Annotated in this window: 17 protein-coding genes, 1 tRNA gene and 1 riboswitch; of the genes, 8 read left to right on the top strand and 10 right to left on the bottom strand. The window is 44.0% G+C overall.

Going from position 1 to position 21,374, the window contains the following annotated elements; genetic code table 11:
- Positions 1-79 precede the first annotated feature (79 nt).
- Positions 80-2,962 carry a transporter substrate-binding domain-containing protein gene (locus G3R49_RS18870; protein ID WP_167870697.1) on the bottom strand — a complete coding sequence of 961 codons (2,883 nt, stop codon included), beginning with the start codon at positions 2,960-2,962 and terminating at the stop codon, positions 80-82.
- 150 nt (positions 2,963-3,112) lie between these two features.
- Here G3R49_RS18870 and cmoA point away from each other — a divergent pair, with 150 nt between their 5' ends.
- The 8 genes from cmoA (at position 3,113) to G3R49_RS18830 (ending at position 11,826) form a co-directional block, all read left to right on the top strand.
- A complete protein-coding gene (cmoA, locus tag G3R49_RS18865) occupies positions 3,113-3,844 on the top strand; it encodes a carboxy-S-adenosyl-L-methionine synthase CmoA (RefSeq protein WP_167870696.1) in 732 nt (243 codons plus the stop codon).
- Positions 3,841-4,833: a tRNA 5-methoxyuridine(34)/uridine 5-oxyacetic acid(34) synthase CmoB gene (gene cmoB, locus G3R49_RS18860; RefSeq protein ID WP_167870695.1), complete on the top strand. Its 993-nt coding sequence runs from the start codon at positions 3,841-3,843 to the stop codon at positions 4,831-4,833. The genes cmoA and cmoB overlap by 4 nt, the downstream gene beginning before the upstream one ends.
- Before the next feature lie 8 nt (positions 4,834-4,841).
- Positions 4,842-5,603 carry an ATP-dependent zinc protease gene (locus G3R49_RS18855; RefSeq protein WP_130603113.1) on the top strand — a complete coding sequence of 254 codons (762 nt, stop codon included), beginning with the start codon at positions 4,842-4,844 and terminating at the stop codon, positions 5,601-5,603.
- A gap of 8 nt (positions 5,604-5,611) precedes the next feature.
- Positions 5,612-7,123: an inactive transglutaminase family protein gene (locus G3R49_RS18850; protein WP_167870694.1), complete on the top strand. Its 1,512-nt coding sequence runs from the start codon at positions 5,612-5,614 to the stop codon at positions 7,121-7,123.
- The gene (locus tag G3R49_RS18845; protein WP_130603109.1) at positions 7,123-8,079 is read left to right on the top strand and encodes an alpha-L-glutamate ligase-like protein; all 957 of its coding nucleotides are present in this window, start codon (positions 7,123-7,125) and stop codon (positions 8,077-8,079) included. Before G3R49_RS18850 ends, G3R49_RS18845 begins: the two co-directional genes overlap by 1 nt.
- Positions 8,042-9,724, top strand: a complete 1,683-nt coding sequence (locus G3R49_RS18840; protein WP_167870693.1) for a hypothetical protein — start codon at positions 8,042-8,044, stop codon at positions 9,722-9,724. Before G3R49_RS18845 ends, G3R49_RS18840 begins: the two co-directional genes overlap by 38 nt.
- 76 nt (positions 9,725-9,800) lie before the next feature.
- Positions 9,801-10,928 (top strand): DUF3541 domain-containing protein, encoded by a 1,128-nt coding sequence (locus G3R49_RS18835; RefSeq protein WP_167870692.1) that lies wholly within the window; start codon positions 9,801-9,803, stop codon positions 10,926-10,928.
- A gap of 10 nt (positions 10,929-10,938) precedes the next feature.
- On the top strand, positions 10,939-11,826 hold the full coding sequence (locus G3R49_RS18830) for a LysR family transcriptional regulator (RefSeq protein WP_167870691.1): 888 nt from the start codon (positions 10,939-10,941) through the stop codon (positions 11,824-11,826).
- A gap of 72 nt (positions 11,827-11,898) precedes the next feature.
- Here the strand turns inward: G3R49_RS18830 and G3R49_RS18825 are convergent, their stop codons facing one another.
- From G3R49_RS18825 to G3R49_RS18785, 9 genes are all read right to left on the bottom strand, one after another.
- Positions 11,899-13,389 (bottom strand): putative metalloprotease CJM1_0395 family protein, encoded by a 1,491-nt coding sequence (locus tag G3R49_RS18825; protein ID WP_167870690.1) that lies wholly within the window; start codon positions 13,387-13,389, stop codon positions 11,899-11,901.
- A 1-nt stretch (position 13,390) separates the two neighbouring features.
- The gene (locus G3R49_RS18820) at positions 13,391-13,678 is read right to left on the bottom strand and encodes a chemotaxis protein (protein ID WP_130603101.1); all 288 of its coding nucleotides are present in this window, start codon (positions 13,676-13,678) and stop codon (positions 13,391-13,393) included.
- 73 nt (positions 13,679-13,751) lie between these two features.
- The gene (gene thiH, locus G3R49_RS18815; protein WP_167870689.1) at positions 13,752-14,858 is read right to left on the bottom strand and encodes a 2-iminoacetate synthase ThiH; all 1,107 of its coding nucleotides are present in this window, start codon (positions 14,856-14,858) and stop codon (positions 13,752-13,754) included.
- Between the two features lie 251 nt (positions 14,859-15,109).
- Positions 15,110-15,877 (bottom strand): thiazole synthase, encoded by a 768-nt coding sequence (locus G3R49_RS18810; RefSeq protein WP_167870688.1) that lies wholly within the window; start codon positions 15,875-15,877, stop codon positions 15,110-15,112.
- Between the two features lies 1 nt (position 15,878).
- Positions 15,879-16,082 (bottom strand): sulfur carrier protein ThiS, encoded by a 204-nt coding sequence (gene thiS / locus G3R49_RS18805; RefSeq protein ID WP_130603095.1) that lies wholly within the window; start codon positions 16,080-16,082, stop codon positions 15,879-15,881.
- A gap of 3 nt (positions 16,083-16,085) precedes the next feature.
- The gene (locus tag G3R49_RS18800; protein ID WP_167870687.1) at positions 16,086-17,033 is read right to left on the bottom strand and encodes a HesA/MoeB/ThiF family protein; all 948 of its coding nucleotides are present in this window, start codon (positions 17,031-17,033) and stop codon (positions 16,086-16,088) included.
- Positions 17,023-18,708, bottom strand: a complete 1,686-nt coding sequence (locus tag G3R49_RS18795; protein ID WP_167870686.1) for a bifunctional hydroxymethylpyrimidine kinase/phosphomethylpyrimidine kinase — start codon at positions 18,706-18,708, stop codon at positions 17,023-17,025. Before G3R49_RS18795 ends, G3R49_RS18800 begins: the two co-directional genes overlap by 11 nt.
- The gene (thiC, locus tag G3R49_RS18790; RefSeq protein WP_167870685.1) at positions 18,708-20,669 is read right to left on the bottom strand and encodes a phosphomethylpyrimidine synthase ThiC; all 1,962 of its coding nucleotides are present in this window, start codon (positions 20,667-20,669) and stop codon (positions 18,708-18,710) included. Before thiC ends, G3R49_RS18795 begins: the two co-directional genes overlap by 1 nt.
- Before the next feature lie 136 nt (positions 20,670-20,805).
- Positions 20,806-20,906: riboswitch (TPP riboswitch) on the bottom strand.
- Between the two features lie 293 nt (positions 20,907-21,199).
- Positions 21,200-21,276 (bottom strand) — tRNA-Asp (locus tag G3R49_RS18785).
- Between the last annotated feature and the right edge of the window lie 98 nt (positions 21,277-21,374).

Raw genomic sequence — 21,374 nt, 5'->3', positions numbered from 1 at the left:
ATATTTGCTGCTAACCGACTAAAAAGCGGGCAAATAAGTCACCCGCAAAATAGAAAGGTAAAGGTGTATGAGACATGTATTAACTCAACTTGTGCTGATGACCACCGAACTTTTTCGCTTGATACATGAGTTGATCCGATTTATGTAAGAGGTCGGCTTCATTGGTGCCATCATCTGGGTAGAGTGCAATACCAATGCTCGCTGAAATACTAATGCTATGTTGCTCTATGCTGGTCATTAAATGCAGTCCCTGCAAGATATTATCTGCAATTTGCACCGCGACTTGATTGTCTACAACATGATTAATAAGTATCACAAACTCATCGCCACCAAAACGCGCCACGGTATCGCCTGGCTTCACGTGAGAAACTAGCAGCTCTCCTACTTTTGCAAGCAATAGGTCACCTACATGATGACCGCAAACATCATTTACCGCTTTAAAACCATCTAAATCGACAAATAATAACGCGAATTTTGCATTTGCTGCTTGATGATCTGCAATAGCTTGATTTAAGCGTTTATTGAGTAATATACGATTGGGCAACTTGGTGCCAGCATCATGATTGGCAAGATAAATGAGTTGGCTCTCGGCCGATTCTCTTCGGCGAATTTCTACGTTTAAGCGGCGGTTTGCCAATAATACTAATGCAGCGATGGCACTAAGCAATAACAAGCTAACGATAAGCACCCTCACCCAGCGTTGGTATGATGCCGTATCTGACTGCACATCTACCGTCACCCACTTTTGATATATGCGCTGCTGCTCGTTGTCGTCAATGGTCGCCAATGAGCGGTTAATTAATGGAATAAGCTGTTTCACGCCTGGAAAAACTGCAAGTTGGCTGTGTTGCTCTGCCAAATCAGCAAGCAATGATAACTTTAAGCTAGTGTATTGTTCACCCTGTAGATGGCTAGCGAGCACCGCGGCTTTATCAAGAAACATATCTACACGCCCGCTATTGACGGCTTCAATACCGTCTTCGACGTTAGCAACATTGATAAGATTGATGTGAGGATATTGTTGGTGCAGCTGATCAACAATAAAGTAACCTTCTACAACCGCTAGGCGCTGCTCACTTATCTGCGACAAGCTAAACACTGGGGCTGCGGCAATGTTAGTTACTATCGCCCACGGTGATGGCCAGTAAGGCTGACTAAATGACAGGCGTGATTCTCGCTGAGGCGTATTAACCACGCTGGCAACCATATGAATTTCACCGCGTTTTAAATCAGCAATTACATCGTTAAAATTATCATAGGCAACTGGGATAATGGTTAGATTTAGCTGTCTCACTAGATGATTTTTAATGTCAGCATTGATCCCCAAAAACTCACCGCTGCGCCCCTGGAACTCCATAGGAGGCCAATTCTTTACGTAACCTAGTTTAATAGCACCTAGACTAGATAAATACTCTCGCTCAGCTTTAGATAATTGTAACGCTTGTTGCTCATGCTGCAGGCTCCTATCATCGGGATTAATCAACCATTTGCGCTCAATATCAGTCACCTCCTGAGCCGAGATTAGGTTAAACCCAGTTTGAATACGTTCAACGATGCCACTGTCATCCACTCTTGTTAGACTAAACAAATCGGTTGAGAATTCGATATCTTGATATTGCTTAAACTCAGGCCAGAGTTTGTGCGCAAGTAAATAATGAGATGTCATCGCTGACGATGCAATAAACCCGTCAATTTCGCCGTTACGATTAGCGTCGATCATCTCTGCTAAGTCACCAAAGTAGCGTAACTGAGCGTTTGGGAAAGCAGATTTTATTTCATTAATGTAAGGTGAAGTTGGAAAGGTTCCTAGCCTGATGTTTAACCGTTCATTGAGATCGGATAAATGTTTATCCATACTGAACAAACGGCTTTTGATCGCTAGTACTTTCCATGCTTGCTTAAGCCCTGTGTTCATTTGCTGGCTTTCAGGGTATCCGATATGTACGTCGGCTAGCTTACGCTTAATCAATGAAATCGAACTATCCATGTCACCGGTGACAAAATCGATCTCTATGCCAGTTTTTTCAGACCAGAGTTGCCATAAGTCAATCAACAGCCCGTGTGGTCGACCATCTAAACCTAAATCAGCATAAGGCTCAACACCCGTTTGCATCGCAATAATCAGCTCTTTATCTTGATGATGATAGCCTAACCAGCGACGCTCTATTTGTCTGATTACATCAGAAGACAATTGAGCGAACCCTTGATTTATATGCTTAATAATTGCTTGGCTGTTTGGACTCGATTTAGCAATAGCTGGAGCTAACTTGATACTGGTGATGGGAAGTCGCAATGAACTAAAATAGTCCATGGCAATATCTTGCTCTAAAATCATGTTCCGCTGATATCCTTCAATACCAGCGAAAACCAAAATTTTACCTTGCGCAGCCGCGTCGAGTAATGCTTGCCGGCTTGGGTAATAGGTAAAACTTAGGTTAGGTTCTATCTTAAGTAAATGCTCCTTGTGCGCTGCACCCTCTACAATACCAATCTGATATGGAATTAGGTCGCTAACGCTTGACTTCTTACTAACAGATTTATGAATAAACAAATAAGTAGAAAGAGAAGTAAATGGCTCTGCGAATAGGAACTGCTCTTGTCTAGATTGAGTTTTTGCCATCCCTGCATGAACGATGTCGTGACCTGAAAGCGTGGCTTCGAGACTTTTGTTCCATTGCTTCGGTACAAAACGTACATTTGATTGTGTCACTTTGGCCCACTCTTGCCACAAGTCAATCAGAACACCCTTCGGCTCTCCGTTGTCAATGTATTGGAATGGATAGGTATTTTCGCTCATGACAATCGTAAACTCACGATCGTCACCCTGAGAGTATGCTAGGTTACTCAAGGTTAAGCATAGAGTGCTAATTAGGATGGTAATGAACGGTCGAATCAATTGCTTACCTTTTGTAGATAAATGATCGTCAGACAAACGTACTAGCGCAATTATGTACTTATTCATGAATATTGTTAATAGTGTTTAACAATTATTTAAACTTACATGCAACAACGCCTGTAAATTTAAGCAAACGACAAATTAATCAAAGTCTAACTTGCTGCTTTAAATACCTATTAGCTAGAATATAGGGATAATTTAGTGATAAAAAGTTCAATGAATAGTCAATTAGACAATATTTACGCGTCAGCCGCTGACACAGTTGATGATTTTAAGTTTGATCAACGTGTCGCCGGCGTGTTTAACGACATGATCCGTCGCTCCGTACCCGGATATGGACAAATCATTCAAACCATCGGTGATTTTGCCAATGACTTCGTTACCCCCAACTCTAATATCTATGATTTAGGTAGTTCATTGGGCGCTGCAACGTTATCGATTAGACGGAACATAGACGGGCGTAACTGCCAAATTATTGCTGTAGACAACAGTGAATCTATGATCAGCCGCTGCCAGGAAAATCTATCAGCCTTCAAAAGTGACACTCAGGTTAACCTCGTTTGTGCCGATATTCGCGATGTTGAAATTAACAACGCTTCTCTTGTCATTTTAAATTTTACTTTACAGTTTTTACCACCTGAAGACCGCGATACCCTGATTAATAAGATTTATGATGGCTTAAAGTCCGGAGGCGCATTAGTGATTTCCGAAAAGCTCAGGTTTGAAGACGGCAAAATCCAGGACTTACTCGACAAGCACCATCTCGACTTTAAGCGAGCAAATGGGTATAGCGAGCTGGAAATTAGTCAAAAACGTAGTGCACTAGAGAATGTCATGCGACCAGATCCGTTATCCGTACACCAGTCCCGTTTAAACCAATGCGGATTTAGTCACTTTAGTGTATGGTTTCAATGTTTTAACTTTTGTTCAATGGTGGCCATAAAGTGATCAGCTTTAGCTCGTTTTATCAACAAATCGCCGATTCTAACCTTCAACACTGGTTAGAAGAATTACCTGCAATTATCGGTAAATGGCAACGTAGCCATAAGCACGGCAATCTACCTAAGTGGGAAAAGGTACTTAATAAGCTTAACTATCCCGAACCCGATCAAATTGACTTAAAAGACAGTGTCACCATTGGCAGCGGCGAGCAACTCACTGCGGGACAACAAGAAAAGTTAGCTAATTTACTAGGTTTGTTTCAACCATGGCGAAAAGGCCCCTTCACGATTCATGGTATCGACATTGATACCGAGTGGCGCAGTGATTGGAAGTGGGACCGAGTTAAACCACATATTTCTCCATTAAAGAATCGTACAGTTTTAGATGTAGGCTGTGGCAGCGGTTACCACATGTGGCGCATGCTGGGTGAAGGCGCTAAGCGCGTAGTAGGCGTTGACCCATCGCCGTTGTTTTTGTGCCAGTTTGAGGCGGTTAAGCGCTTAGCTGGTAAAGACCACCCTGTTCACCTGCTGCCGTTAGGCATAGAAGAACTGCCACCGCTAGATGCCTTTGACACGGTTTTCTCTATGGGAGTGCTGTATCACAGACGCTCTCCTATCGATCATCTACTACAGCTAAGAGATCAGTTACGCACAGGCGGTGAACTGGTGTTGGAAACCTTAGTAATCGACGGTGATGTTAATGATGTTCTCGTACCTGAAGACAGATACGGCAAAATGAACAACGTTTGGTTTATTCCATCTGTTGATGCGTTAATGCTCTGGCTAAAAAAATGTGAATTTATTGATATCCGCTGTGTTGACGTTGATACCACATCATTAGCTGAGCAGCGCAGTACAAACTGGATGAAAAACGAATCACTAGTTGATTATTTAGACCCAAATGATGTTAGCTTAACCGTAGAAGGTTATCCTGCTCCAAAACGCGCTACGATTATCGCAACCAAAAGCCAACCAAATTTAGAGCTTAAATAGGAACAAGTATGTTAAAACGACTCCTTGCAGTATCCATTACCCTTGCCTTAGTTTCAGGCTGTAACTCGACTCAAAATAAGGTACCTACTGTTCCAGCTGTGACTAATGCCGAGCTTACGGCGGGTCTTGAAACCACTCAAGCTAATATTATTGACACATTAACAGTTCAGTGTGAAAAGCCTAGCGAAGAAGTTGTAGCACTGACGAAAGAAGTCAATGCGCTTAATGATCGTGTTCGCCGCGCTGTTGAAAATGCTGAAAAGAAAAGCATCATTCCTGTTCCGGTAGAAGCAACTTCATGCCCTGAGTCGCAAATTGGTGATAAGTTTGTGCTAGGCGAAGTCGAAGGTGTTTATGTTGATGAAGTAAAAGCCAAATTCCCTACTCGTATCGACACGGGTGCAGAATCATCGTCGTTAGATGCGCGAAATATAGTGCTGTTCGAGCGTAACGGTGCTCAGTGGGTTCGCTTTGATGTAATGACTAACGGCGAAGGCCAACCTGGAAACACGTTCGAGTCTAAAGTAGAGCGATTTGTTCGCATCAAACAAGATGCTGAATCTAAAGATGATCGTCGCCCAGTTATTCATGCGCACTTAAAAATCGGTAAATACTCTGCAGAAACGGATCTGAACTTAACTGATCGCAGCCATCTTGAGTATCCGCTACTTTTAGGGCGTAAGTTTATGAAAGACATTGCCGTAGTCGATGTGAGCAAGCGCTATATTCACGGGAAAATTACAAAAACAACTGAAGTTAAAGCTAAATAGGCACCAATATGCATTCACGCAAACCGTTTTACATTCTGGTGGCATTGCTGTTCATCGCAGGGATCGCTTCTAGTATTTATCGTAGTGTCGAACACAACATCCCATTCTTTCCTGGCGAACAGGTACAGAGCTGGGCTATCGATGCGAAAGTTAGTTTCAATGGCCAAGGCCAACCAGCAGAGGTTGACTTTGCATTACCTAATGACCCAGCTTTTGAGGTCCTGGTTGAAAACGCTTCATCACCTGGCTACGGGCTAAACATTAACCAGACTGAAGATCAGCGCCGTGCGGTTTGGTCAATCAGGCAGGCGAGCGGTCAACAATCTTTGTATTACCGAGTGACTCTGGTGCCTACAGGCAAGACCAAAATCAAAGCCGGTGAAGAACTCCCAAGCGCTAAGCCTTACAGCTGGCCTGTAACCGAACTTTCAGCGGCTGAGCAAATCATCAGTGAAGTATGGGAACGAAGCGCTTCTAATCAGTCTTTTGCTCAGCAATTAATGGCGAAAATTAACGATGTTAATCAAAGCCAGAATATGTCGCTATTGCTTGCCTCTAACACGCCAACTGAGCTATTTGTTCGCATGTTAAATACTAAGGAGATCCCAGCTCGCATTGTAAACGGCCTGGTACTAGAGGATCAGCGTCGTCGCCAACAGCTTGATCAAATGGTTCAGGTGTATCATGACGGCTACTGGAAGTTATTTGATGTTAATAACAACATTCAGGGCCGAGAAGATAATGTCGTGCTTTGGGAAAGCAAAGGTAATTCGGTCCTTGATGTGATTGGTGGAACTAACTCCCAAGTAAATTTCTCAATGCTACAGGATACGCGCCCTGCTCTTTCAACTTCAATCGACATGATGATGAATGCGCAAGATGATTGGGATTTCTCTTTGTATCAACTGCCTATTGAAGAGCAAAGTCTATTTAAAGGGATTTTGCTTATTCCTATTGGTGTTTTAGTTGTAGTATTTCTTCGCGTTATCATTGGTATTAAAACCTCTGGTACCTTCATGCCAGTATTAATCGCGTTAGCATTTATTCAAACTACGCTGCTTACAGGCTTGATCGGTTTCTTGTTGATTGTCGCATTTGGTTTGATGATCCGCTCGTACCTATCGTCACTTAACTTGCTGCTCATATCGCGAATATCCGCAGTCATTATTGTGGTGATATTTATTATCGGCTTCTTCACACTAATTTCATTCAAGCTAGGCTTAAGTGAAGGCTTAACCATTACCTTCTTCCCTATGATTATTTTGGCATGGACAATTGAGCGTATGTCGATTCTATGGGAAGAGGAAGGCCCTAAACACGTGTTCGTTAGCGGTGGCGGTAGCTTGTTTGTAGCAACAATAGCCTACCTAGCAATGAACAATTCGCTTGTTCAACATTGGGTATTTAACTTCCTTGGTATCCACTTAGTGCTGCTGTCAGTGGTGCTTGTGATGGGACAATACACGGGTTACCGCTTAACAGAGCTTAAGCGCTTTAAACCTCTGGCTGGAGAAAAGTAATGAATTTTGCCTGGCCGTGGGAACTGCGCCGTAAAGGCGTAATGAATATGAATCAGCGTAACATTAGTTACATTGGTCGCTATAATCCGCGTAAGTTTTATAAGCGTGTGGACGACAAACTTGTCACTAAACAATTAGCGTTAGCAAATGATATTGCAGTGCCGGACTTAATTGGTGTTGTTGACGAGCAACATAAGATTGAAGACATCCCGCAGATGGTCGCCAATCGTGATGGTTTTGTAATCAAGCCAGCAAAAGGCTCTGGCGGTAAAGGTATCTTGGTCATTACCAAGGTACATAATGGCTGTTACTACAAGCCAAATGGTCACGAGGTAACCCCTGCTGAGATTTACCGCCATGTATCAAATACTTTAAGTGGCTTATTCTCACTCGGTGGTAAACCTGATGTCGCGATTGTTGAGGGTTTGATTGAGTTTGATCCTGTATTTAACGGGATCAGCTATGAAGGTGTACCCGATATCCGCTTGATCATCTTCAAAGGATTTCCTGTGATGGGAATGCTGCGTTGCTCTACGGCCGAATCTGATGGTAAAGCAAACCTTCACCAAGGAGCGGTAGGAATTGGACTGGACATCGCGACAGGAAAAAGCTTACACGCGGTACAGTTTGATGAACCGGTTAAGCTTCACCCTGATACTCAGTTCCCACTGGATCAGGTGCAAGTTCCTAATTGGGACACCTTGCTACATACAGCATCAAGCGCATATGAGATGTGCGAGCTTGGCTATCTCGGTACTGATATGGTATTGGATAAAAAACGCGGTCCTCTGCTTTTAGAGCTAAATGCCCGTCCTGGCCTAGCTATTCAAATTGCCAATGGCAAAGGGATTATTCCGCGCCTTAAGCATATTGAAGCAATGCAAGGCCCTTTAATGCCGGTTGCAGATCGTGTGGCTTATGCGAAAAAACATTTCTCAACTGATAGCAAATTCTAGTTTATTGCTGTTGAGCTTTATCGCCGCCGCAATTCCAGCGGCGGCTAACAACTCAATTGATTTACTCGTTAATCAATGTCTTAGTTATCAAGTACCTATTCCTAAGCCACTGACCGATAAGGGGTCATTGGACCAACTTGCTAACACTTATACACAACACCAATCACACCTCTTAGGGTTGTACAACCTAAGCGATCGCGTCAGTTATTATCGTCAGTTCGCCAGCTCAAGCGAGCAGCGCGAAAAATTATTAAGTTGCCAAATAAAACTCAATAACTTGCTAACAGATACTGCTATACAATCACAAGATTTATTGCAGCATGTCCAGCAAAGCAACCTAGGTGCTCAGTTCAGCGCATCGGCAACGCAGCTCTTGAGTGAGATAGAACCGAAACATCAAGCCCAGCTTAGCGATAAAATAGTTGCTGCAAGCACAGCTTATCGCCATAACTTCAATAACAAAAAGCTGGCAATCAATATTGCCGGTAAGCCTTGCCGGTTAGAAGCGACTTCCAATCTCGTTAAACCGTCAGACGTCGCTAAATATTTACTTAAGCAACAAAACACACAATGCCGCAAACTCGTGTGGCTTGATCACCAAATAAAAAGCAAAACGATTAATCAATCAATACTCCAAGACTTGTGGCAAATCTATCGACAACAAGCTCATAGCAAAGGCTACGTTAGTTATAGCCAAATGCAGCTAGCTAAGCATCAGTTGAACTCGCAACAAATTGACCAATTTTTTAATGGCTTAGTTAGCGAGCTTGAATTGAAAACGGACAAGGTTGCCCCGTGGGACATTCCAGCTAAGTTAAAACATGCGGGTGAAACAAACGAAACCGAGCAAATATCAGACAACAATACGATGCCCGGTCATCAATTATTTGATACGATTTTCAAAACACTAGGCGCTTTGCAGTATCACTTCGAACGACTTGAAGCTAAGCAAGAAGCATCAGCAAACGATAATAAGCAGACTGTCACTACCTATAGAGTTTGGCAACAACAACGTCTGCTTGGCGAGTTAAGCATCATCACCCACGATAATAAAAACGTCAGTGGACATATGCTTAAACAAACCGTAGTAGGAGAACAATTTGGCAGTTGGGCTATTTCCCTGCCAAACACTGAGCTTAGTCAACGAAACCAAGCGAAACTAATTGAACTTATATCGCGTAGCATTGTTTCTTTATCGCAGACAAATCGGTTCTATAACCTAAATCATCTACCGCAAAATTCAGAGCAGCAAATAACCCAATATTGGTTAACGGCCTTTATCAACCACAATATTGGTCACACTCGTGTCTCTCAAACGCAACAACTTATGTCTGACTATGTCTCTCGGCTAAGATTATTTAGGGCGGTGCTAGCATACGAGTTTTTTGCGCTTAAGAGTTTTGATCAGCAAACATATGCATGGCAACAATTTGAGGCGAACGCAAACGAGCGATTTGTTCGTCTATTCGGCGACGATCTCGAACATGCAGCCGACCTGCTCTATTCATATCGGGCGCTAGTCAATGAGGGGCCTATGTATTTTCTACCCATTTGGTATGAACACCAAGCAAATCAACTGTTTGATCCTCAAGCAGATACTGCTAGTCTTCAACAAACGTATCAAAAATTGCTTCACCATTACTAGACGACAGCTATCTACTAGACCACAACTAGCGAAACATCATTAAATTTAAGTTTGCAGCATTTTAGGAAGGTTATTTATGAATAAAGCGATTAACGCAAAATCTCTACTGTTAAAGGCTAGCTTAATTGCCTGCTTTGCTGCTGGTTCAATTGTCAATGCTGCCGAAGTCAAATCAAAGCCAGCTCCGAAAGTGACAGAGCAACAGATGTACGACCAAATTAAGTACAATCTTGAAACTAACCTGTACTCATTGCCACCTCGTATTCAAGGGCATTACGCGCTGCGTCAATACCGTATGACCGGCGATGAGAAATACGCTAATGGTGCTTTAGTTGACCTACTCGCTGTAGTTGATAGACAAGCTTACTTTACTTGCCAGCTGGATGACCCAGAGTTTTTCGCTGAGCAAGCAAAGCTGGCAAGAAACCAAATTGGTAAAGGCCCACGAGCAAAAGCACGCAAGAAAGCCACTAAGCAATTCCCTGACTTCGTTTTGCTTAATGATTACGTGTTACGCTACGCAGCAAGAATTGACGAGATGGGCTTAGTTGGCCCATGCCATGAAAAACTTGTAGAGGCGATCTCAAAATCAAATCTTAAAGATGCCTATACCGACCCTGATATGATCCGCTCTTGGGCTGCTCAACTTGTTAACTATGTTTATTGGGCTGACCAACTAGGGATTGCCGACTTACGTGAACCTTACAAAAAAGCGTTCCAACAAACATACAGTGACGATAAAGACGCGCAGCTTTCAAAAGCCCAGTATAAAAATAAGATTTATGGCATGACCCACTTTATCTTCGCATCAAGTGGTTACTACCAACGCTTTGTTGATGCTAAAGACTATCAGTGGATTTTAGATTATTTCGCCGCCAACATTGACCGAATTCTACAAGATACAACTGAAGATATTATCACCGAGGTTGGCATCAGCTTCCAAATTACTGGTAACCCGGATCATCCAGTTGTAGATAAAGTGAAGCAACACTTACTTTCAGTTTACTCACCTGAGCACAAAATGGTGTTATCTCCTTCAGGTAAAGCAAGACTTGCTTCAGGTGAACATAGAAACGTGTTAGCCATGATGTTACTCAACTGGCCTGAAAAACTGCATGCAGGCCCTTATTTAAGTGAGCTCAAGCAAACCCGTAAGAATCTACCTAAGTTAGTTAGCCCAAAGCCTGAGTTAGCAAAGAAGTAATTGCCGATATATGAACCGAGCTAAATCGACACTAGAGCAATGGCGCATTCTACAAGCCGTGGTAGATCAAGGCGGATATGCCCAGGCTGCCGCCTACTTAAACAAGAGCCAATCTTCGCTTAATCACGCTGTTGCGAAACTGCAGCAACAATTAGGTACGCAAATATTGACCGTTGAGGGGCGACGCTCAGTGCTAACTCCCCAAGGCGAAGTGTTACTTCGCCGCTCTCGCCTTCTTACTCAGTCTGTTAATGAGTTAGAACAACTGGCAACCAATTTAGGTCAAGGTTGGGAGCCAAGCTTAACCATTGCCCGTGAGATCATTTATCCAATGGATGATTTAGTGAGCATACTCAATAAGTTTCATCCGCAATCTCGTGGTTGTCGCATTAATGTTATTGATTCAGTATTAACCGGTACCCATGAACTCATTAACGAGCAAAAAGCTGACATTGCGATTTGCTCTACCCCACCAAAAGGTCATCTAGGAGAAGCACTGCAAAGTAGTGAATTGATCCTGGTTTGCCACCCAAGTCATTCATTAGCTGCAACGCCCAACATTAGTGATGAAAAACTCCTCGCTAATCAGTTACAAATCGTCATTCGAGACACTGGATTAAATGCCAAAGATGAAGCGGGTTGGCTAAAATCAGAGCAAAGATGGACCGTATCAAACTTTTATGAAGCAAAGCGTATTCTAGCTTCTGGATTGGGCTTTTGTTGGATGCCAGCATTCATTGTTAAAGATGAAGTTGATAATGGCAATTTAACCAAACTCACTTTAACCTCAAGCAGAAGTCGCAAAGTGATTTTAAACCTAGTGGTCCCAAACCGCGACAGGCAAGGACCAGCAGCTAAGCTGTTAGAACAGTTAGTGCTTGCGCATCATCAAACCTGATATTTAACGTAACATAAAGAGACTGAGTTAGTACTGTAAAGTGAATTAGATTATCAATATCTTACGTTTAGGCTATTGAAAATCAGCAACACGTTGATAAGCAAGCGTCGCAGTTGGGGCATTGTTTGCAGGATTAATAGGTTCGACTGAATTGCTAATCCTAGAGGCGAGATTAGGGAGCACTGGATCTTGAGTTTGCTTAGCTTCATCATCAATTTTATATGGATCAAGCTGAGATTGCTGAGCGTTTTCCGCATTTTGGTAGATTTGCCCTAGCTCGTTAATCCGCTCAGAGTTGTCATTCTCAGCAAGCTGTTGTTGTCTTTGCTCGGCAAGCAACTGCTTGGCCTCATTCATCTTATCTAATGCCTCGGCCGCAACTCGAATATCTGTACTTGATGGCTGAACTGGTGCCATTGCCGCTGCGTAAACTTTTTGCATTTTGATGATGGTCGCTTGAGGATCATTGGGGATCTCAGACACATCTATCTGCACTTCTCCTTCCACAGCATAGCGTTTGCCGTCTGGCCCTTGTTCATACTGGTAACTTGGTTGTCCAGCATAACTGCCGCCAACCGATGCATGAGCCTGCTCATGTTGCCGCACTTCTGTATCTCTAGCACTCAGCTCTTTAATAATTTGTGCTTCTTTCGCTTCTTGCTTTGCTAACTCACGCTCAAGCTTTTGTTTTTCGGTATCTTGCGCCGCTTGTTGCCTTTGCAACTCTTGTTGCTCAAGTTCCTCTTGCGTTTGCTTAGCATGCTCATTATCTAATTGTTCAGCACCTTGTGAATTACCGTCTTGAGCTTGTCGGTTTGCTTGTGTTCCTGCTTGTTTACTAAACCCGTTAAGATTGTCATCACTAGATGCATCTTTAAAGTTAGCAGCGTTTGCATCGCTAAAAATAGTACGTGTTTGCGCAAGCGAGTTGTCTTTAACGCCTGAATTATTAGCTTGTATCGCTTGTTGTGATGAGCTCTGAAACAGTTCATCTGCAGAGCTGACAAAACGAGTTTGCGTTGATTCAAACGGTTGCGGCCCAGCTAAAGATTGTACCGCCTCGCGACTGCTACCCGAGGGCAGTGATTGACTTACCCTACTCGTTAACTGCACTAAAGCACCAATATTTGCGGCCCCCGTATTAAGGTTAACTACGTCAGCACGTGTGCTGCTAAAGCTGGTATTTTCGCTGGGATTAACGCTGGTTTTTGGATCGAAGTTGGCATATGAGCTAGCACTAGTGTTAACAGCACTTGCAACTTGATCAGATTTTAGCGCCTCGGATGCAGTTGCTAGTTGCGATACCGCCTTGCTTGCTTCTTGTGGAACAACCTGCGCTTTGGTTTGCAGAGCGGCCTGTGAATTAACCAGAGAAGAAGTTTGAGAATTGAATTGCTGAGCGCTATGACTATTTATTGAAGTTGAGCCAACTGTAGACGAACCTGTTATTGATGAATTGGCTTTAGACAAGCTTGTTGCTAATGAGTTTACTGCAGGCAAGCGAGTTGGAATGGTTAAGCGAAAAGCTTCAGCTCCCAGGCTCGCTGCAGATACCGGAGTCATGCTACACCGAAATGTTAATCAGGCTACCGACAGTTTCATTTTCAGCTTCAATCACTCGAGTGGCAACCTCGCCTTGATGGCCAGCTTGTGTCGCATCGATTAAAGCGGAAGTTTTATCTTGAGCCTGGCTGCTTAACGTAACCGTGTCAGACTTTAATGATTGGCTTTCTGTAGCCTCAGGCTGTGGTTTGGGATCAGGCTGCGCCACCGTTGTTGTAGCCTGAGCTAAACCTTGTTGAGCACTTTGCAGTGCTTGTAAACCTGATGCCGAAGCAGACGGAATTTGCATAACTCACTCCTGTCTTAAATTTATTGTGACTTAACAGACTAATTATTGCTCAAACAGGGCGTTTTGTACAGTTTTACCAAGCCGCTTCCCAATCTTTCCAAACTGGCTGAAATCCTTTTGCTTTCATCACCTGCACGATCTCTTGCGTTGAGCGATCGTCACTAATTTCAAACTGATCAAGCTGAGATTGCGGGTTAGCGTAGCCGCCTGGCTCAGTAGAGCTTTCAGCGCTCAGGTTAGTCACACCAAGCCCAAGTAAATTATCTCTTAGCTCAGGCGTTTCTCGGGTGGATAAACTAATTTCAAGTTGTTGATTGAACAACCTAAACGCGCAAATAAGCTGGACTAAACCAAGATCGCTAATTTCAGATTTTGGCGTAATACCACCGGTACAAGGACGAAGCCTTGGCAGTGAGATGCTGTACTTAGTGCGCCAATATTTTTGCTCTAAATAAGCCAAGTGATGGCCCATTAACAGCGCGTCTAAGCGCCAGTCATCAAGACCGAGTAGCACACCTAAACCTATCTTATCAACGCCTGCCCTTGCGATGCGATCTGGCGTATCAAGACGATAACTGAAATCTTGCTTTTTACCGCGAGTATGATGCTGTGCATAGGTTCGCTGCTGATAAGTCTCCTGATAGATCATTACTGCATCTAAACCGTGATCGTTTAATCTCGCGTATTCATCTTGCTTTAACGGCTGAACCTCGATTGCCACATGGCTAAACGCCGACTTAACTTGTGCAAAAATAGCTTCAAAGTAATCAATGCCTACCTTGGTCTCATGCTCGCCAGACACAAGCAACACGTGGTCAAAGCCTTTTGCTTTGATAATGTCGATTTCTTGTTGCAGTTCAGTTTGATTGAGTGTTTTGCGTTTAATCTTGTTACTCATGGTAAAACCACAGTAATCACACTCATTAGCGCAAAGATTCGACACATAGAGTGGCAAGTACAAAGCAAGGTTTGCCCCAAAACGCTGACGGGTTAGCGAAGCAGATAGTTGCGCCATTTGTTCGATAAATGGCGTAGCTGCAGGGGATAGCAATGCCATAAGTGCATCAATATTGCCTTGAGGATTGACTAATGCTTTACGCACATCCCGCTCAGTTTTGCTGTAAAGCTCGAGCTTGAGTTTATCTGGCTCAATACTGCGAAACACATCTGAAAAGTTCATTTAGCTACACATGCCTTTAATTACTTAATAAACGCAGGTAATTAACCTGAGCTCAGGATAATAAATCGGTTTCTAACGGCTATTTTTGCCCGTCTCTTAGTAAAAAGTGGTCGTTGAAGCTACTTGCAATAGGCTAGCTATTGACGCGCAGCTTCGCCTTGAACTACACAAAAACTATCTCGCTAGAAACATAATGGAAGGTATAACTCAGGCCTAGAGAGTGATTGGCACTTCCTAATCCAGAGTTCTGGTTATTTATCAAACAGAAACTGCGTAAGCGGACTAGTATGATTTGCCGCTACAGATGTTTGCGCAACGCCGGCTTCAAACGCCTGCCTTCCTGTTACCACAGCATCAGCAAAGCACTTAGCCATAGCTACTGGATCGCTTGCTGTCGCAATAGCCGTGTTAACTAATACCGCATCAGCGCCAAGCTCCATGGCTTTACATGCATCTGATGGAGCGCCAATTCCAGCATCAACAACAACCGGTACTTGAGCTTGTTCAATGATAATCTTTAAGAAGGTTTCGGTATCTAAGCCTTGGTTAGTCCCAATCGGACTCGCTAACGGCATAACCGCTGAGCAGCCAACTTCTTCAAGACGATGACACAAGACAGGATCTGCATGAACATAAGGCAGAACAATAAAGCCTTCTTCGCACAGTTGCTTAGCTGCAAGGAAAGTTTCTACAGGATCTGGCATCAAATATTTTGGGTCTGGATGTATCTCTAACTTGACCCAGTTGGTACCGAGCATTTCTTTTGACAATCGCGCTGCAAACACTGCCTCCTTGGCATTTCGCGCGCCAGAGGTATTTGGCAGCAAGTTGACTCCTGAGTCCACAAGTGGTGTGAGTAATTCATCTCCACCTGTTTTTAAATCAACTCTTTTCATCGCAAGCGTCGCCAGTTGTGAACCAGATGCAGTAATAGCATCTAGCATGAGTTGTTGATTAGCAAACTTGCCTGTTCCGGTAAATAATCGTGATTCGAATGTCTTATCGCCAATCGTTAACATGCTAACCCCCTGCTACTACTGAAAATACTTCAATTTGATCACCATCTTGGCATTGGCGGTTTGTCCACTCAGACCTTGGCACCAGATGTTGATTAACCACGATGGCGATGCTGTTGGGTTTAAGCGAGTTTTCGCTGACAAACTCAGCTATCGATAAACTTGTTGAATATTGGCGAGACTCGCCATTGAGGGTAACTGAAATCATAAGTTATCCTTTTGAGCAGCAAACGCTACATTCACTGTCTCGGGTTAATGTCATTTGTAGCCAGCGAACTGGGTTCGCTTGAAAGCGAAATAGCTGACCATAATGGTTAAAGGTGCCAGTAAGGTGACTTATGGCAAACATGGCTTGAGTTGAAGCGATATGACTAACCGTAGGGCCCAGTACTCCAATCACGCTGCAGCTTTGACTTGTTGTGCTGCCTTTCGGTACTAAACATTGGTAGCAGCCAAAGTCATGCTCTCTCGCCTTTTGAATGCCATTAGTCGTTTGACTTGCTTTGCAGCCAAAGTCTAAACAAAACACCTGACCGTCATTGCCAGCTACTGCGCCGCTTAACAGTGTAAGCTTATGGGTTACGCAAAGCTCATTTATCAAGTGTCTGGCTTTGAGGTTGTCAGTACAATCAATCACCAAGTCATAACCATCTAGCTCGCAGTCATCGCTAAAAATTTGCTCAAGATTATCTGCTGCTAGATCACAGCTCACTGCGCTTACATTGGCATTTTGATACTGGCTGTTGAGTCTATTAGCTGCTGTTTGCGCCTTGTTTTGGCCAACATCAGTCATTGAAAACAGCAATTGGCGGGGAATATTCGATGCTTCAACAAGATCGCCATCAACAAGCTTTATGTGACCCGCGTTTATTCTCGTCTTCGCATCAAGATTGCCATATACGCCGGCACCAACACCCGCTGCAACGAGTTGGTGTGCTACTTGTGCCCCTAGTCCACCAGCGCCAATAATCAACACTTTGGCGTTAAGCAGGTTCTCCTGACCTAGCTCGCCAAAATCTTCGACAAATATCTGCCGTGAAAACTCAATAAACTGTTTATCGGTTAACTTGGTCCTATCTGTCGATGCGATAGTCGCTGAAGAGTCCGTGGTTGGTGTAATAGCACCTGAAGAATTAGCGTCGTTTGTACTAGCTGGCATCCGACAAATCCTTAGCCAATCGCTTTGCACCTATAACGGTTTTACCCGCTAACCAATCATCACGTAGGCGCTTAAAAGCCTCGATAGGATCAGCAGCTTTAGTAATAGCACTCACCACCGCAATACTCGCTACCTGAGTGGCGCTAACCTCGTCTAGATTGGCTTGGTTTATCCCGCCAATCGCTAGTGTTTGGTAATGCGGGTTAAGTAATTCACTGTAGCGCGCAAGCTGAATCAAACCTTGAGGAGCTGAAGGCATCTTTTTGGTTTGAGTCGCAAAAATATGCCCAGTTGCGATATAGCTTGGATGCAATTGGTGAGCAAGTTGAATTTCAAAGTAACTATGACTTGATAATCCCAGTGCTACGCCAGCATTAGCTAAAGCTTCTAGGTCAGCTGTCGCAACATCTTCTTGGCCTAAATGCACGCCAAATGCACCATGTTTTAGCGCTAGCTGCCAGTGATCATTTATAAATACCTGACTATTAGTCTCCCGCCCTATGCGAACGGCACGTATTATCTGTTTCTCGAAGGATTGCTGCTCGACGTCATATGCATCAGTATTAGGCAAAGCTTGTGATTTAAGGCGTAGCTGCACTGTATTGCAACCCGCTCGGCAGAGACTCTCAAGTAGCTTGATATCATCAACCACCGGATACACATCCATGACTTGAGGTAATTCAGCAAATTCAACCGTTGGCATCGATTGATTTAACAAATCAACACTAGGCATCAAGGTTAAATCATTTGGCCAACCAGTGCGCGCTAGGCAACCTTTACCAGCCCCTTTTGCGTAACCATTCGCAAGCCCCTTGTTAACGTAGGCTTTTGCCAACACTACGGCGTCATGAAGAACCAAGCCGTGGGCAAGAAAACAGGCGACTGCACTTGATAAGGTGCAACCTGTGCCATGATTATTGCTGCCATCGAGCATTGGCGAGCTAAGTACAAACGTTTTGTCGTTATGATCAACGCTCGCACCAGCCACAAAACGCGTCACATACACATCTTGTGCTTTGGATGTGCTGTTTGTAGTTTCAGAGCCAATTTGCTCACCAGTTAGCGCGTCACCACCGGTCACCAACACATGACAATCAAGCAAACGACTAAGCGTTAATGCGTCTTGCTCTGTTTGCGACAGCTTTGAGTGATTAAGCTGTAGCAAAGGTCGATAATTATCATCAACCAAACGCGCAAGCTCGTGCTGGTTAGGTGTAATCAAGGTGATCAGCCCTTTTAAAGGACTGAAATCAAGACTTGAAGCTAAAGCATCGCCGCAACTGGCAACCATTACCGGGTCAAGAATAACAGGGACAGTTTTAGTCTTTGACTCTTTGCTATTCACCTTCGCTAGCATATTCGCGATGGCGCTAACCTGAGACTGCTCGGTTAATAAACCGATTTTAATTACGCTGGGCGCTAGATCGGCAAGTAGCGCATCAAGTTGCGCAGTAAAATCCTGCTCGCTGACACTTGCAACCCGAGTAACAGCTACAGTGTTTTGAGCAGTAATTGCGGTAATTAGGGTACATGGGTGACAATCTAAGTCGACAATCGTCGCCAGATCTGCTTGAATGCCAGCGCCTCCGCCACTGTCTGAACCGGCAATAGTCCAGACAATCGGCTTGCTAGTGCTACTGTTTATCAGTGACTTATTTTGTGATGCGTTAGCCATTAAGCCTCTTGCTCCTCAGCTAGGGCCTTCTCATGGTATAAAGCGGCTCCCGACTGGTTGAACTCTTGAGACTTTTTCGCCATAGCTGATGCAATTTCAGTATCTGACAGCGCTTGTGGCTCAAGTTGCGGCGTTGCATCTTTAACCTCAATCACCTGCTCTAAGCTTGCAGCATATTCGCGTACATCTTGGGTGATTTTCATTGAGCAAAACTTTGGGCCACACATAGAGCAGAAATGCGCAACTTTTGCAGACTCTTGAGGCAAGGACTCATCGTGATACGCACGGGCAGTATCTGGGTCTAAACCTAAGTTGTATTGATCTTCCCATCTAAATTCAAAACGGGCTTTCGATAATGCATTATCACGCATTTGCGCTGCTGGATGACCTTTTGCCACATCAGCTGCGTGAGCTGCGATTTTATATGCAATCAGTCCTTGCTTTACATCTTCTTTGTTAGGTAAACCAAGGTGCTCTTTAGGGGTAACATAACAAAGCATAGCAACACCATACCAAGCCATCATGGCTGCGCCGATCCCAGATGTAAAGTGGTCGTAACCTGGCGCAATATCCGTTGTTTGCGCGCCTAGCGTGTAGAATGGGGCTTCGTCACAATGCTCAAGTTGCTTTTCAACGTTTTCTTTTAAAAGCTGCATTGGTATATGACCTGGACCTTCAATGATGGTTTGTACATCATGTTTCCAGGCTTTCTTAACAAGCTCACCCAATGTTTCTAGTTCGGCAAATTGCGCTTCATCGTTTGCGTCGGCAATTGAGCCAGGGCGCATACCGTCACCAAGTGATAGAGACACGTCGTAAGCTGCGCAGATTTCACAGATCTCATCAAAGTGTTCATAAAGGAAGTTTTCTTTGTGATGGCTCAAACACCACTTAGCCATGATAGAGCCGCCACGAGAAACAATACCTGTGACACGTTTGGCGGTCATCGGCACATAACGCAGGAGAACTCCTGCGTGAATAGTGAAGTAATCCACACCCTGCTCGGCTTGTTCAATCAAGGTATCTTTAAACACTTCCCAACTTAGATCTTCAGCAACCCCGTTTACTTTCTCAAGCGCTTGGTAAATTGGCACAGTGCCAATCGGTACAGGTGAGTTACGAATGATCCACTCGCGGGTTTCATGGATATAGCGACCAGTTGAAAGGTCCATCACAGTGTCAGCGCCCCAACGGGTCGACCACACCAACTTCTCAACTTCTTCTTCAATTGAGCTAGTCACCGCTGAATTACCAATATTAGCGTTAACCTTTACCAGGAAGTTGCGACCAATAATCATCGGCTCAGCTTCAGGGTGATTAATATTAACTGGAATGATCGCGCGGCCGCGGGCAACCTCAGAGCGGACAAATTCTGCAGTAATAGGCTCGCCAACTAACGCACCAAAACTCTCACCTGGCGCTTTACGGTTTAACTGCTCATCTTGTTTAAGCTCAGCGCGTGCCATGTTCTCACGGATGGCAATGTATTCCATTTCAGGGGTGATGATCCCCTGCTTTGCATAGTGCATTTGGGTGACATTTTTACCCTGCTTAGCGCGAATAGGTTTAGGTAGCTCTTCAAAGCGCAAGTGATCTAAACCATCATCAGCCAAGCGTTGCTGAGTGAAGTTTGATGAAACATCAGCCAGCGCTTCGGTATCCTGACGCGCTTCAATCCAATGCGAGCGGATTTTTGGCACACCTTTACGCACATCAATCTCAGCATTCGGATCGGAGTAAACGCCGGCACAGTCATAAACGTGAATAGCAGGATTCTTTTCGGTAATTGGCGCGTCTTTGGTGCCACCAATGATGGTATCGGTTTGGTTGATTTTACGCATACCGACTTTAATGCAATTGGGCCCATCTAGATAAACTTTATCTGAATTTGGATGCAAAAGCGGCTTTAAGTTGTTGATAAATTCTTGGGCTTGGTTTCGTGTTTGACGACGATCTGACATTAGCAACCTCGAGTAATTATTAATTAAGTTGCTTGTCTGGAGAAGTTGCCAGCGCATTGCTAGTGCAATGTAAGGAACAATAGATAGACCAAAGCTAAGCGGGTGAATTTCACTTATGGTTTATTGATGCCTATGTATCGTAATGACGCTTGTTTCCTTCGCAGGTGTTAGCCTGATCAGGTTCAACGGATCCCGAATTAACGGTCTCAGCCAATAATGGCACTCCGACAAGATGCTTGCAGTATAATCACAAGCTTATGTAGCATGCAATAGAATTTATCTTGGTCTAATACCAATTAGCATAAGTATTTGTTCATTCTTACTGGTTAAAACCTCTTATAACTTCGTTAGAAATTTTGTAGGTAGAATTACTGGCTAGCGGCAATTTCCGCCTTGTTCTAAGCGGTTTTACCTGCGCAATATCTGACCACTTAATTATCCCAATTGGTATAGTTTGTTTCAAGAAATTGATATTTGCAGAGCGCAGAAACGACAAAAGCCTCATCTTTCGATGAGGCTTTTGTCTTATTTGGCGGAGCGGACGGGACTCGAACCCGCGACCCCCGGCGTGACAGGCCGGTATTCTAACCAACTGAACTACCGCTCCACTCAAGTGCGATGAATAATAAAGACCTCTCGGATTAGCGTCAACACTTTTTTTATTGCTTTATGACTGTTTAGCTAAATTTTACTCACTTTGGTCAA

Origin of the sequence: Shewanella sp. WXL01 (assembly GCF_012263345.1) — a bacterium.
Lineage (GTDB): Bacteria > Pseudomonadota > Gammaproteobacteria > Enterobacterales > Shewanellaceae > Shewanella > Shewanella maritima.
Note: the sequence above shows the minus strand (reverse complement) of the source record. Positions and strands in the feature narration are given on the sequence as shown.